Origin of the sequence: Aureimonas populi (genome assembly GCF_017815515.1) — a bacterium.
Taxonomy (GTDB): domain Bacteria; phylum Pseudomonadota; class Alphaproteobacteria; order Rhizobiales; family Rhizobiaceae; genus Aureimonas; species Aureimonas populi.
On record NZ_CP072611.1, the window covers coordinates 726077 to 739866 of the forward strand.

Annotated in this window: 12 protein-coding genes and 1 pseudogene; 7 read left to right on the forward strand and 6 right to left on the reverse strand. The window is 68.5% G+C overall.

Features of this window, described 5'->3' with window-relative positions:
- Positions 1 to 5: 5 nt before the first annotated feature.
- Both J7654_RS03410 and J7654_RS03415 read right to left on the reverse strand, forming a co-directional pair.
- Complete coding sequence (locus J7654_RS03410; protein ID WP_209738219.1) at positions 6 to 1136, reverse strand: pyridoxal phosphate-dependent aminotransferase; 1131 nt, start codon at positions 1134 to 1136, stop codon at positions 6 to 8.
- Between the two features lie 8 nt (positions 1137 to 1144).
- The gene (locus J7654_RS03415) at positions 1145 to 1936 is read right to left on the reverse strand and encodes an SDR family oxidoreductase (protein ID WP_209738222.1); all 792 of its coding nucleotides are present in this window, start codon (positions 1934 to 1936) and stop codon (positions 1145 to 1147) included.
- A gap of 274 nt (positions 1937 to 2210) precedes the next feature.
- Between J7654_RS03415 and J7654_RS03420 the strand changes: the two genes are divergently transcribed.
- The 7 genes and pseudogenes from J7654_RS03420 to J7654_RS18285 all read left to right on the forward strand — a co-directional run.
- Positions 2211 to 3296 carry an ABC transporter ATP-binding protein gene (locus tag J7654_RS03420; protein ID WP_209738224.1) on the forward strand — a complete coding sequence of 362 codons (1086 nt, stop codon included), beginning with the start codon at positions 2211 to 2213 and terminating at the stop codon, positions 3294 to 3296.
- A 35-nt stretch (positions 3297 to 3331) separates the two neighbouring features.
- Positions 3332 to 4633, forward strand: a complete 1302-nt coding sequence (locus J7654_RS03425) for an ABC transporter substrate-binding protein (protein WP_209738225.1) — start codon at positions 3332 to 3334, stop codon at positions 4631 to 4633.
- Between the two features lie 3 nt (positions 4634 to 4636).
- Positions 4637 to 5587: a carbohydrate ABC transporter permease gene (locus tag J7654_RS03430; protein ID WP_209738227.1), complete on the forward strand. Its 951-nt coding sequence runs from the start codon at positions 4637 to 4639 to the stop codon at positions 5585 to 5587.
- A 2-nt stretch (positions 5588 to 5589) separates the two neighbouring features.
- Positions 5590 to 6435, forward strand: coding sequence for a carbohydrate ABC transporter permease (locus tag J7654_RS03435; RefSeq protein WP_209738230.1), 846 nt, complete (start codon positions 5590 to 5592; stop codon positions 6433 to 6435).
- A gap of 4 nt (positions 6436 to 6439) precedes the next feature.
- Entirely contained in the window at positions 6440 to 7231 is a 792-nt protein-coding gene (locus tag J7654_RS03440) for a class II aldolase/adducin family protein (RefSeq protein ID WP_209738232.1), read from the forward strand.
- A gap of 1 nt (position 7232) precedes the next feature.
- Positions 7233 to 8516, forward strand: coding sequence for an LLM class flavin-dependent oxidoreductase (locus tag J7654_RS03445; protein ID WP_209738234.1), 1284 nt, complete (start codon positions 7233 to 7235; stop codon positions 8514 to 8516).
- Positions 8516 to 9022, forward strand: a pseudogene (locus tag J7654_RS18285) (alpha/beta fold hydrolase); the annotation flags it as partial. The gene J7654_RS03445 and the pseudogene J7654_RS18285, both read left to right, overlap by 1 nt.
- A gap of 239 nt (positions 9023 to 9261) precedes the next feature.
- Here J7654_RS18285 and J7654_RS03450 read toward each other — a convergent pair.
- From J7654_RS03450 to J7654_RS03465, 4 genes are read right to left on the reverse strand one after another with little or no spacing between them, the layout of a single operon-like run.
- A complete protein-coding gene (locus J7654_RS03450; protein ID WP_209738236.1) occupies positions 9262 to 10086 on the reverse strand; it encodes a MurR/RpiR family transcriptional regulator in 825 nt (274 codons plus the stop codon).
- 55 nt (positions 10087 to 10141) lie between these two features.
- Positions 10142 to 11014 (reverse strand): inositol monophosphatase family protein, encoded by an 873-nt coding sequence (locus J7654_RS03455; RefSeq protein WP_209738239.1) that lies wholly within the window; start codon positions 11012 to 11014, stop codon positions 10142 to 10144.
- Positions 11015 to 11018: 4 nt separating this feature from the next.
- Positions 11019 to 12092, reverse strand: a complete 1074-nt coding sequence (locus J7654_RS03460) for an ABC transporter ATP-binding protein (protein ID WP_209738241.1) — start codon at positions 12090 to 12092, stop codon at positions 11019 to 11021.
- A 3-nt stretch (positions 12093 to 12095) separates the two neighbouring features.
- Positions 12096 to 13769, reverse strand: a complete 1674-nt coding sequence (locus J7654_RS03465) for an ABC transporter permease (protein ID WP_209738243.1) — start codon at positions 13767 to 13769, stop codon at positions 12096 to 12098.
- Positions 13770 to 13790 lie beyond the last annotated feature (21 nt).

Sequence of the window (13790 nt, forward strand, 5' to 3'; positions counted from 1 at the left end):
TCCTTTCAGAAGAGTGCCGGCACGTCGTTCAGGCCGCGCGCCGTTTCCACGTAGCCCTTCAGCCCCGCGCAGAAGCGCTCGGCCCAGTCCTGCGGCACGGAGGTGGACACCTTGATGAAGCGGTCTCCGAAGCGCGCCGTGTGGTAGCGGCCCTGCCGGATCATCACCCCGTCGCGGCGGGCGGCCTCCACGATCGCCTCCGGGCTGACGCCGGTGCCCGCCGTCTCGATGACGAGGAAATTGCCGTGCGAGGGGTTCACCGGAACCGCCATGCCCAGGGCCGCCGCCGCTTCCGCGACCATCGCCTTGTTGGCACGGTCGACGCGGCGCACCTCCTGCATCCACTCGCCCTTCACCGAGAGGCCCGCCAGCGCCGCGCGCTGCGCGATCACGCTCGCGCCCAGAACCGAGGTCGAGGTCGCGGCGAACCCGTCCAGCAGCGCGGGCTCGGCGACGAGCGCCCCGATGCGAAGGCCGGCGAGCCCCAGCCATTTGGAGAAACTGACCGAAACGACCGTGCCCTCCGGCGCCACCTGCAGGACCGGCGTGTGGCCGTCGGCGAAATCGCGATAGGTGCAGTCGTGGACGAGAAGGGCACCGACAGAGCGGGCGATCCCGGCGAAGGCCTCGATCTCGGCCCGCTCGTAGCGGATGCCGAGCGGATTGTTGGGATCGACGAGGTAGATGATGGCGCAGCGCTCGTCCACGGCCGCGCGCAGGGCTTCGGGCGTCAGCTTGTAGGCAGTCGCCGGATCGTAGATCGGGATCTGGATCACCTCGGCGCCGGCCTGCTCGGCGAAGAGGCAGGGCCATTTCCAGGTCGGGTCCGTGGTGACGAAGGTCGTGCCCGGCCGGGCCCGCGCACGGCAGACCATGGCCAGGGCGTTGACGCCGCCCTCCGTGACGAGCGCCTCCGCGCCCGGCGCGCCAAGGTCGCGCACGATGGCTTCGCGCAGCGCCTCGAAGCCGAGCGGGGGCGCGTAGGCGTTGAACTCCCCCTGCTCGATGGAACGGCGCATGGCTTCCACCACGGCCGGATGGGCCGGGACGTGGTTGGTGTTCTGGCCCATCCAGACCAGACCGGGCGTCGAGCACAACTCGTCGAAATAGCGGTTGCGCGTGCGGGAATCGCTCATGGCCGGCCTCAGATCACCGAGCCGCGCGCGGCGATGCCGCCATCCAGCGTCACGACCGTGCCGGTGATGTAACCTGCCTTCGGCGAGGCGAGAAAGGCGCAGAGATCGGCGACCTCCAGCGCGGTGGCCGCGCGCTTGCCCGGATATTTGTCGAACAGCTCCTCCCAGCGGGATTCGTCGCCCAGCATGTCGATGGCCTTGCGTTTCATGATCTTCAACATCCGCTGCGTGTCCACCGGGCCCGGATTGACGCCCACCACGCGGATGCCGTGGTCGAGGCTGCGCCCCCCGATGGCCTTGGTGAAGGACATGAGCGCGGCGTTGCCGGTCGAGCCGGCGAAGTAGCTGGCGTCCCAGTTCTCCCCCGAATTGCCGATGACGTTGACGATGACGCCGCCCTTGCCCTTGCGCCGGTTCCAGAACTCGCGCGACAGGGTGATGTAGCCGAAGACCTTGAGCTCGAAGCCCGCGCGCAGCGCCTCGTCGCTCACATCCTCGATGGAGCCGGCCGGAATGTCGCCGGCGTTGTTGATCAGGATGTCCACGTCTCCGCAGGCAGCCGCCAGGGCGACCATCGCCTCGGTGGAGCCGAGGTCGCCCGGATGAAGCGTGACGGAGACGGGGAAGCGCTCCAGCTCCGCCTTCAGGCCCTCCAGCGCGGCCCCGTTCCGGGCAGCGAGATGCAGATGGCACCCCTCCTCGGCCAGGACCTTCGCGAGCGCGTGGCCAATTCCCTGCGACGCCCCGGTGATGAGCGCCACCTTTCCTTCAAGCCCGAGTTGCACGGCCGGATTCTCCATGAATGCAATATTCTTATAATTGCATACCTGGAGACGACGCGCTGTCCAGCAAAAAAAGCGCAACTCTTTCGCGTCCCGACTGCAATCAGGCCTTGCAAGACCGGTATGCGCAAATTTTCAGCCCGCTGAACACGAGTTTCGCAACGAGTGTCGAAACATAGGGCAAGAGGAAGAAAGTGCCTGACGGAACGCAGAAACCGTATTGACGTATACATAAATTCGTTGTGCGAATACGAAATGGATCGCCTCCTGGTCCGCCGCGCCGGAGTTTTCGATGGCCCATGTCCAGCTCAGGAAGGTCAGCAAGGCCTATGAAGGTGCCGAGACGAGCACCATCACGGACCTCGACCTCCATGTCGGCAGCGAGGAATTCGTCGTGCTCGTCGGACCCTCGGGCTGCGGCAAGTCCACCACGCTGCGCATGGTCGCAGGGCTGGAGGACCCCACCGGGGGCGAGATCTGGATCGGCGAGCGCCGGGTGGACCGCCTCGACCCGCGTGAACGAAACATCGCCATGGTGTTCCAGAACTACGCGCTCTACCCGCACATGACCGTGGCCGAGAACATGAGCTTCGGCCTGCGCCTCGCACGCGTTCCCAAGGCCGAGATCCGCGCCAGGGTAGAGGAAGCGGCCCGCATCCTCGACATCGGCGCGCTGCTGGACCGCCGGCCCAAGGCCCTGTCGGGCGGGCAGCGCCAGCGCGTCGCCATGGGCCGGGCCATCGTGCGCGACCCCGCCGTCTTCCTCTTCGACGAACCGCTCTCCAACCTCGACGCCAAGCTGCGCGGCCAGATGCGCGCGGAAATCCGCCGGCTCCAGAACCGCCTGCGCGCCACCACCATCTATGTGACGCACGACCAGGTGGAGGCCATGACGCTCGCTGACCGGGTGGTGGTCATGAATGGCGGCGTGATCGAGCAGGAGGGTCCGCCGCAGGAGCTCTACGCCCGGCCTCGCACGCGGTTCGTCGCCGGTTTTCTCGGCAGCCCGACGATGAACTTCCTGCCCGGCCGCGTGGAGGCGCAGGGGGGCGAGCCCCGTCTGCGCCTCGCGGATGATCTGACCCTCCCCTTGCCGCCGGCGCTCGCGAACCGCTGCGGGGAGCGGCGGGAGGTGGAGATCGGGCTGCGACCCGAGCATTTTCTTCCCGCCGCCGGCGCCGAGGCCGACCTGGCCGTGCCGGTGGAGATGGTGGAGGCGCTCGGCGCCACCGCGCTCGTGCACTTCACGCTTGCCGGCCAGCCCTGCACCGCCGCCCTGCCCCCGGACGATGCGCGGCCGGCGGGAAGCCGTCAGCCGCTGAGGATCGCGCGCGAGCGCATGATCCTCTTCGACCGTATTTCGGGCCTTGCGCTCTGACCCTCTTCGCTCGCGCTTCAGGGAGAACCATGGACATGACGCCCTACCGACTTCTCTTTGCCGGCCTCGCCTGCGCCACCTGTCTTTCGGCGGGCAGCGCCGCCGCACAGGACATCTGCGAGGATGGGCAGGCCGTCACGCTGACCATCCTGCGCACGCCGGGCAACTACCCCTATCCCGCCGCCATGAAGGCCTGGCAGGAGAAGCACCCTTGCGTCTCCTTCGAGATCAACGAGGTGCCCTTCGCCCAACTGGCCGACACCATCTCCGTGCAGGCCGCCGGCGCCAGTCCGCCCGACATCATCGTCTATGACGGGCCGAACACCCAGTCCTACGCCGAGGCCGGCATCCTCCTGCCCGTCACCGACTACCTGCCGGACGGCTGGGAGGACGACATCCTGCCGGCGACGCGCGCCGAGCATTCCTACAATGGCGAAGTCTATTCGCCCGGCATCGAGCAGACCACGGTCGCGCTCTACTACAATCGCGCGCTGGTGGAGGCCGCCGGCATCGAACCGCCGCAGACGCTGGAGGAGGCGTGGACCTGGCCGGAGGCGCTGGAGGCCTTCAAGGCCTGCCAGCAGGGCCCCGCGGGCGCGCCCGATATCTGGGGCCTCGGCCCCACGCGCTTCGGCAACGGCCAGCCGGGCCTCGTCTATCAGGACCTTCTCTACCAGCGCTCCAACGGCGATCCCGAGGCGCCGCAGGACAGTTCCGCCTTCAGGACCTTCTGGGCGCTTTCCCCGGACGGCTCCACGGTGGAGGGCTATCTCGACACGCCCGAAGCCATCGAGGCTCTGACCTTCTACCGTGCCATGTTCAACGAGGAGGGCGTCGCGCCCAAGGTCGGCATTCCCAACGCCTTCTTCGACGGCAAGGCCTGCTTCTACATCGACACGCCGGCGGCTGGAAACGCGCTCCTCGCCGAACCGACGATCGAATGGGGCATCACCCCGCTGCCCTATTTCCGCACGCCCGTCGTCCACACCGGCTCGACCACCTTCGGGGCCACGGCCCGTTCGGCCCATCCCGAGGTGGCGGCCCGCTTCGTCGTCGAGATGTCGTGGGGCGAATACGCCTACATGAATGTCAGCCAGCGCGGGAACCTCCCCACGCTCCGAAGCCTCTTCGAGCGCTTCGACATCTATGACGATTATCCGATGAAGGTCTTCGTCGACCAGCTCGAGAGCTGGGGGCAGCCCCGCCCGCCGAGCCCCCGCTTCGCCCAGTACGACCGGATCGTGAGCGAGGCCCTGCGCGACGTCGCCTTCGGGGGCGACCCGGAGCGCGCCATGGCGGGCGCCGAGCGCAACGTCCAGCGCGCACTGGAGCGCTGAGCCATGAAGGGCGCGACGATTCCCGTGACGGAGCCGGGCGCGCAGGCGGGCCGGGCGGCCGCGGACATTGGCGCCCATCCGCGCCAGAGGCGCGACCGGCGGGCCGCCTTCGTCTTCCTCGCGCCCTTCATGCTCCTCCTGATCGTCTTCCAGTACGTCCCGCTCGCCGTGATGGCCCGCAACAGCGTCCTGGACTACACGCTGCTCAACCCGTCGGACTGGTCCTTCGTCGGCCTGCGCAATTTCGAGGACATGATCGCCTATGACGACGCGCTGACCAGCTTCGGCGCCACGTTCCTCTTCGCCTTCGGCGTCGTCCTCCTCGTCGTCCCGCTCGCTCTGGCGCTGGCGCTCTTCCTGAACTCCAAGCTGCCCGCGCGCGGCCTCGTGCGGGCCATCGTCATGCTGCCCGTCGTCACCTCCGCCGTGGTGGTGGCGACGATCTGGTCGTTCCTGCTCGACCCGTCGAACGGCCTGGTCAACGGCGCGCTGGCCGGCGCGGGCCTTCCCCGCCAGCCCTTCCTCACGAGCGTGGATCAGGCCCTTCCGGCCATCGTCGCCATGATGGCCTGGCAGCAGGTCGGCTTCGGCGCGATCCTTTTCCTGGGGGGCCTGCAAGGGGTGCCGGCCGAACTGAGCGAGGCGGCGCGGATCGACGGGGCCACGCGCCTGCAGGTGCTGCGGAACATCACCATCCCGCTCCTGACGCGCACCACGCTCTTCGTGGTGGTCATCATGACCGTCTTCTCCCTCCAGGCCTTCGCCCCGGCCTTCCTGATGACGATGGGCGGCCCGCAGGAATCGACCAACCTTATCGTCTACCACATCTACCGGACGGCCTTCGTGATGCAGCAGCCGGGCTACGCCTCCGCGCTCTCGGTGGTCCTCCTCCTCATCGTCCTCGCGATCTCGCTGGCGCAGATGCATCTCCTGCGCGCCCGGTGGAACTACTGACCATGGCCCGTTCCCCCCTGGCGCGCATCGCCGCGCTTTCAGCCATCCTCGTCATCATCGCGGTCGTGTTCCTGGCTCCCTATGCCTGGATCGTCTCCTCCTCCTTCAAGAACCAGTTCACCCTCTTCGGCGACGTCTCGCCGCTGTCCTGGCGCGCCTTCGTGCCGATCGGGGGCACGCTGGAAAACTACGTCTCGCTCATCGGCCGCACCAACATCCTGCGCGCGCTCATGAACACCGCGCTCGTCTCGGCGGCGCAGGTGGCGCTCACGCTCATCCTGTGCGCCATGGCGGCCTATGCCCTGACGCGCATCCGCTTTCCCGGCGCCAATCTGGTGTTCGTTCTCATTCTCCTGACCTTTCTCATGCCCATCGAGGCGCTGATGGTGCCGCTCTATCAGGTGGTCTCTGGGCTGGGCCTGGCGAACACGCTCACCGGCGTCCTCATCCCCTGGATCGCCAGCCCTTTCGGCCTCTTCCTCCTGCGCCAGGCCTTCGAGGAGCTGCCGCGCGAGCTGGAGGACGCCGCGCGCATCGACGGGGCGGGCCATGCGACGATCTTCCTGCGCATCATCCTTCCCAACATGAAGGTGCCGCTCCTCACCCTCGGGCTCGTCACCTTCCTCTTCTCCTGGAACAGCTTCCTCTGGCCGCTGGTGATCGTCCAGACGCCGGACCAGCAGCTCATCCAGGTGGCGATCGCCCAGCAGGGCTCGCCCACGCAGCTCCCCAACTGGGGCGAGACCTTCGCCGGCGCGACCGTCGCCACCGTGCCCCTCATCATCGTCTTCCTCCTCCTGCAACGATATTTCACGCAAGGGATGACGATGAGCGGAATCAAGGGATAGCCGAATGACCAGCCCGTCCTCCCTGTCGTGCAACCCGAGGCCGGCCCGCTGCTCCCAGGAGGAGTGGGAAACGCGCGTGAGCCTTGCCGCCGCCTATCGCATGGTGGCGAGGCTGGGGCTCGACGACCTGATCTACAACCACATCTCGCTGCGCCTGCCCGGCACGCACGACCGGTTCCTGATCAACCCCTATGGGCTGCTCTTCTCCGAGATCACCGCCTCGTCGCTGGTGAAGATCGACACGGCCGGCAACAAGCTGGAGGAGACGCCTCATTCGGTGAACGTCGCCGCCTTCGTCATCCACGCGGCGATCCACAAAGCGCGCGAGGACGCGCATTGCGTGCTCCACACCCATTCGGACGCCTCGACCGCCGTCTCGGGCCAGCCGCAGGGCCTTCTGCCGCTCTCGCAATTCGCCATGCGCTTCTACAACCGGCAGGGCTTCCACGAATATGAGGGCGTCGCCATAGACCTGCCCGAGCAGGAGCGCCTCGTGGCGCATCTGGGCTCGAACCCGGTCATGCTGATGCGCAATCACGGCATCCTCACCGTCGGGCGCACGCCGGGCGAGGCGTTCATGCTGCTCTACTATTTCGAGCGCGCGGCCAAGATCCAGCTTTCCATGCAGGCCGCCGCCGCCTCCGGCGTGCCGCTGACCATGCCCAGCCCCGAGGTCTGCGAGAAGGCCGCACGCCAGTTCTGGGAGCTGAAGGGGGATATCCTCGTGCCGGGCGAGCGCGAATGGCCCGCGCTCATGCGCCAGCTCGACCGCGACGATCAGGGCTATCGCCAGTAGGATGGAGCGGCGTCTGCATCTGGGCCTCTTCCTCATCGGGACGGGCAGCCACATCTCGGGCTGGCGCATGCCGGGCGCCGTCGACAGTTTCGAGGATCTGCCCGCGATCCTCGACATTGCCCGCGAGGCCGAGCGCGCCCTGTTCGACCTCATCTTCGTGGGCGACAATCTCAACGCCGACCCGGGCGCTCATCCCTCCTATTGTTCGCGCCTCGAACCGCTGACCATGCTGTCGGCGGTCGCCACCGCGACCTCGCGGATCGGCCTCGGCGCGACCGCATCGACCACCTATGGCGATCCCTGGACCCTGGCGCGCGCCTTCGCCTCGCTCGACCATATTTCCGGCGGGCGGGCGGCGTGGAATTCGGTGACGACGGCCAACCCGCAGGCGGCCGCCAATTTCGGCATGGTCCACCCCGACCACGCGCGGCGCTACGAGATGTCGGGCGAGTTCATCGAGGCGGTGAGGAAGCTCTGGGACGCCTGGGCGCCGGGGGCGCTCATCAGGGACACGGCGTCCGGCCGCTATTTCGATGCCGCGAAGATCGCGCCGATCGACCATGAGGGCGCCTTCTTCAGGGTGAAGGGACCGCTCAACATCTCGCGCTCCCCGCAGGGGCGGCCGGTGATCCTCCAGGCCGGCGGCTCCGAGGCGGGGCAGGACCTCGCGGCCCGGCACGCGGACGTGGTCTTCACCGTCACCCAGGACAAGGACGAGGCAAGGGCCTTCTACGCCGGGCTGAAGGCGCGCCTGCCCGCGCACGGACGGGGCCCCGGTGACCTCGTCGTCCTTCCCGGCGTCATGCCCGTCGTGGCCGAGACGGAGCGGCAGGCTCGCAACAAGCTCGCAGCGCTCCAGGGCTTCGTGGACGAGGCGACGGCCCTCGGCATGCTTTCCGAGCGCTTCAACCAGGATATGAGCCGGTTCGATCTCGACGGCCCGATCCCCGACCTCGGGCGGAACGAAGCCTATCATGCCTTCGCCTCCGCCATGCTCGGCAAGGCGAGGCGCGAGAACATGACGCTTCGCGACCTCTACAACCTCGTGGCCGCCGCGCGCGGACACTGGGTCCTGTGCGGCTCGGCCGACTTCGTGGCCGACACGCTGGAGGACTGGTTCCGCAGCAAAGCCGCCGACGGGTTCAACGTCATGCCCCCCTGGTTCATGGAGGGCTTCACGGACTTCACCCGCCTGGTGGTGCCGCGCCTCCAGGAGCGCGGGCTGTTCCGCAAGGCCTATGAAGGCCGCACGCTCCGCGAGAATCTCGGATTGCGGCCGGCATGATGAAGACCCTGCCCGCGCCCCGGGGGGGCGAAGTCGCCTACCGGACCTTCGGAACCGACGGCCCCTGGCTCATCCTCATCCATGGCTGGTGCGGCTCGGCGGCCCATTGGGACCGGATCGCGCCGGCGCTCTCGGCGGATCGTCGTATCCTGGCGATGAGCCATCCGGGCTTCGGCGGCACCGCGGCGCCCCCGAAGGCCGGCCGCACCATAGACGCCATGGCCGAGGCCGTGATCGCGGTGCTGGACGATGCCGGAGCGCGAAGCGCCCTCCTTCTCGGCCATTCCATGGGCGGCCCCATCGCCACCGAGGCGGCGATCCTGCTCGGCCCCCGCGCCGAGGGGCTGATCGGCCTCGATACGCTGAGCGACCGGGGCTATTACGGCCGCCAGACGGCTGAAGAGATCGCAAGGCGCCGCCGCCTGTTCGAGGCGGATTTCGCCGGCGTCATGCGCCGGATGGTCGACGATATCGCCCGCCCCTCGACGCCGGAGACCTTGCGCGCGGCCATCGCGGAGCAGATGTCGCGCGTTCCCGCCGGCTTCGCGCTAGGACGTCAAGGACAGTCTCTTCGCCTGGGACGTGGAGGCGCGCTGGCCGCTGGTGCCGTGCCGCGCCCTCCTCCTGAACTCCCCGCATGTCGCGCGCCTCGCCCATCCCGACCCGATGCCCTGTTTCGCCCGGACGCCCGTCGAGACCTGCGAGTCCGGTCATTTCCCGATGGTGGAGCATCCCGGGATGATCGTCACCCGTCTGCGGCGCTGCCTCGCGAGGGTTCGACAGTCGGAGCCGGGCGCATATGCGCGTTCAGGAGGCTCATCAGCGCGTCCAGCATGACATACATGGACACGCGCTCGTTCGGCAGGAAGTCGACCGCCGTCGAGGAGCGGTAGGCGTTGACGGCGATGTTCACGTCGGCCATCTGCGCGATCGCCGAGTCCGAGGGGCAGAGCGTGACGACGCCGGCGCCCGCATTCCTGGCCAGCTCCAGATTGGGCAGGAGATGGGTGGTCACGCCGGAGAACGACAGGGCGAAGACGCAGTCGCCCGGCCGCAGCGCCAGGGCCGAGACCATCTGGAGGGCGGGGTCGGAGTAGGCCACGCTCGCAAGGCCGAGAAAGGCCAGGCGATGCTGGGCCTCGGCCGCCAGGAAGCCCGACCCGCCATGCCCGTAGACATCGATGCGGCGCGCCTGCTTCAGGATCGCCAGCGCCCGCTCGACGGCCCCGGTATCGATGTCCATCCGCAGATCCTCGATGGAGGCGATCGCCCGCGCGCAATTGGCCAGGATCGCCTCGCGGATCGGGTCCTCGCTCGGGGCCGGCTCCTCGCGCGCGTCACGGTTGGACACCGCCAGGGCCTGGGCGAAGCGGATGCGGAAATCGGGGAAGCCTTCGAAACCCAGCCGCCGGCAGAAGCGGATGATCGAGGGCTCGCTGACTTTGGCGAAGCGCGCGGCGTCTCCGATCGACCAGCCGACCGTGGCCTGCGGGTTCGTCAGGATCGTCTCGGCCACCTTGCGCTCGGCCGCCGTGAACTGGTTCAGCGAACGCCTGATCTCCTCGAGCATCGCAAGGCCGCCCCTCTGCTTTCCCGGTCGCGGAGGCATAGCGCGCGCGGTCCGGTCAGTCCAATGCGGGCGCGGCGGCGGGCTGGGCGCGCCGCGTGCGCACCACGGCCGAGCCTTCCAGGTCGAAGCCCGGAGCACCGGCGACGAAGCGCTCCACGCGCGAAAGCGCCTGGAGGGGGTGCTCCATCGGCCTGTCCTGCGCGTCCCAGGCCATGATGCGCCCGCCCCCCGCCTCGACGAGCTGGAGCCCCGCCGCGATGTCCCAGGGGTAGCACATCTCGTCATAGCCCACGCTCGCCCGGCCCGCGGCCACATAAGCGAGCTGGAGGGCGCAGGAACCGAGGCGGCGCACGGCGCGGAAGGAGGAGACGAGCCGGCCGAAGCGCGCCAGTTCCCCGTCCGAGGGCGGGGCGCCCTCGCGCGGCAGATTGGTGAGAAGCTCGGCCTCGCTGTCGCGCACCGCGCGGCGGACAGCCGTCACCGGCCCGCCGTTCAATGTCAGCGTCCCGCCGCGCGCCAGGAACATCTCGTCCCGCATGGGGTCGTAGACGGCGCCGCAGATCGGTGTCCCATCCTCCCCGTAGGCGGCCACCGAGGCACAGAAGAAGGGCAATCCGCACGCGAAGTTGCTGGTGCCGTCGATGGGATCCACATACCAGGTGACGCCGCCCTCGCCCTGCCAGCCCCCCTCCTCGCCCAGGATGCGCGAATGGGGAACGCGGTCGAAAATGGCACGCGCCGCGGCGGTCTCGGCCTCCCGGTCCGCCAGGGTCACGATATCGAAGAATCCCCGCTTCTCCTCCACCTGCGGAAGCTGCCCGCGTTCGGCAGCGAGGAAGGCGTGCCGCGAGACGGCGCCCGCCGCCCGCGCGGCCGCGACGGCGGCCTCGACGACGGCCGCCTCGGCCGGTGCTGCGCGCGTTGCCATCGGCTCAGGCCCGTTTCGCAAGCGGCCAGGGCGAGGCCCCGTTCAGGGACAGGTGCAGGATCTCCCCGGCCTCGAAGAGGCGTCCATGCCGCCAGTCCACCACGGTGCAGGCCTTTCCGCCGATGTCGAGGCTGTATTCCGCATAGGCCCCCTGATACACGACCCGCTCGATGGTCGCGGCAATGGGTCCGCCCTTCTCGATCGCGATCTGCTCTGGCCGGACCATGCAGTCCAGCGCGTCGCCCGGCGCAAGCCCGAGCCCGCCGTCCGGCATCGAGATGCGCACGCCCGCCACGCTCGCCTCCAGCATACCGTCCCGCACGCTTTCCACGCGCCCGGGCAAGAGGTTCGCCTTGCCCATGAAGCGAGCGACGAAATCGGAGCGCGGGCGCGCATAGATGGCCCCCGGCGCGTCGTCCTGTTCCACGATGCCCTCGCGCATCACCACCACCCGGTCCGAGATCGCCATCGCCTCGCTCTGGTCATGCGTCACGTAGAGGCTGGTGATGCCGAGGCGCTGCTGGATGGTGCGCAACTCGTCGCGCATGCGCTCGCGAAGCTGCGCGTCGAGATTGGAGAGCGGCTCGTCGAAGAGGAGCACGCGCGGCTCCGTGACGACTGCGCGCGCAAGGGCAACCCGCTGCTGCTGCCCGCCGGAAAGCTGGGCCGGCGCCCTGTCGGCATAGGGCGCCAGATGCATCAGCGCCAGGATCCTATCCACCTTGCGCCCGGCCTCGCCCCCCGGCGTTCCCATCACCTTCAGCCCGAAGGCCACGTTGTCGCGCACGCTCATGTGCGGAAACAGGGCATAGCTCTGGAAGACCATGCCGATGCCGCGCCGGTTCACCGGCGTCGAGGTGACGTCTCGCCCGTCGATGAGGATGCGCCCCGTGGACGGCACCTCGAACCCGGCGAGCATGCGCAGGGTGGTCGTCTTGCCGCAGCCGGAAGGGCCGAGCAGCGTGACCAGCGTGCCCGGCTCGATCGTCAGGTCGAGATCCTTCACCGCGTGAAAGGCGGGCCTGCCGTCCGGCCCCGGATAGATCTTGTTGACGCCCTCGAGAACGACGCTCGTCATGGATTACCTCGAAACGCGCGAAAGGCGGCCGACGGCCAGTTGCAGGATGAGGAGCGTCGCCAGGACGACCGCGATGAGGATGACGCAATAGGCGGCCGCGAGCCCCAGCCTCAGCGTCTCCACCTGGCTGAGGATCGTCACCGTGATCAGCGTCCAGTTGGCCGAGACCAGGAAGATGATGGCGCTCAGCGTCGTGAGCGACCGGGTGAAGGCATAGGCGAGCGCGGTGAAGAGCGCCGGCTGGAGAAGCGGCAGGGTGACGCCGAAGAAGGTGCGCGTGTTGGAGGCCCCCAGGATGGTGGAGGCCTCCTCGATGGAGCGGTCGATCTGGCGAAGCTGGTTGGACCCCGCCTCGATGCCGACCTGGATGGTCTTCACCACCATGGCGGCCACGATGATGGCGGCCGTGCCGGTGAGCAGGAGCGGCGGCGTGTTGAACAGGGTGATGTAGCCGATGCCGATGATGGTGCCGGGCGCGGCGAAGGAGAGAAGCGTGCCCCAGCGCAGGACCGCGCTTCCCGGAAACGCGCGCCGCGTCAGCAGATAGGCGATGAGGATGCCGGCGAAGGCGGTGATGGGCGTCGCGATGCCGGCCAGCAGCAGCGAGTTCTGGAGCGGGCGCAGGCCGGCGGTGAAGACGGCGGCGTAGTGGCCGAGGGTGAACGACCAGTCGATGCCCGGAAACCGCGTGAAGGAGACCGCGACGACGGTGGCGTAGAGAAGCACGACGAGCGCCGCCAGCCCATATGCGACCAGGGCGAGCGGCCAGACGACGCGCGGGTCCACGATGCGGATCACCTGCGCCGCCGGCTTGCCGGTGACGGTCACGTAGCTGCGCTTGCTCACCCAGTAGCGGTGGATGAGGAAGGCGATCACCGAGGGCAGGAGCAGGAGGCTTGCCAGAAGCGCCCCCGCCTCGAGGTTGAAATAGCCGATGAGCTGGGAATAGGCCTCCACCGCCAGCGTGTTGAAATTGCCCCCGATCACCAGCGGATTGCCGAAATCCTCGATGGATTTGACGAAGACGAGAAGCATCGAGCTGAGGATGGCGGGCGTCGCCAGCGGCAGCGTCAGCTTCGTGAAGATCGTCCATTGCGAGCCGCCGAGCGAGGCGGCGGCGTCCTCCAGCGCGCTGTCCATGGACTGGAGCATGCCGCGGATGTTGAGATAGGCGATCGGCGTGAAGGCCAGCACCTGGATGAGCACGAGGCTCCGGAAGCCGTATATGTTGCTGCCCCGGATGCCGAGCAGCTCGCGCGTGACGAGCCCGCTGCGCCCGAACAGGACGACGATCGCCAGCGCCATGACGAAGGGCGGCGAGATCACCGGCAAGAGCGCGATGAGATGGACCAGCCTCTTGCCCCGCATGTTCGTGCGCGTGATGGCGAAGGCGAGGACGAAGCCTAGGACGGTCGCGACGAGGGCGGAGGTCGCGCCGAGAAGAAGCGTGTTGCCGAAGGCCCGCCAGACGAGGCGCGAGCGCAGATTGGCGAGGATGGCCTCAGGAGCGAACCCCTCGCGCCCGACCAGCGCAAGCTTCAATACGCTCGCCACCGGCAGGATGGCGAAGAGCACGACCGCCCCCGTCAGCACGAGGAAGGTTGCAAAGAGCCACGGATCGGCGGCGATCTTCTTCACCGTGCCGGCGAGGGGCGGCCTGCGGGCGGCCAGCGTCATGGAGGGTTCCTTCGGGACCGT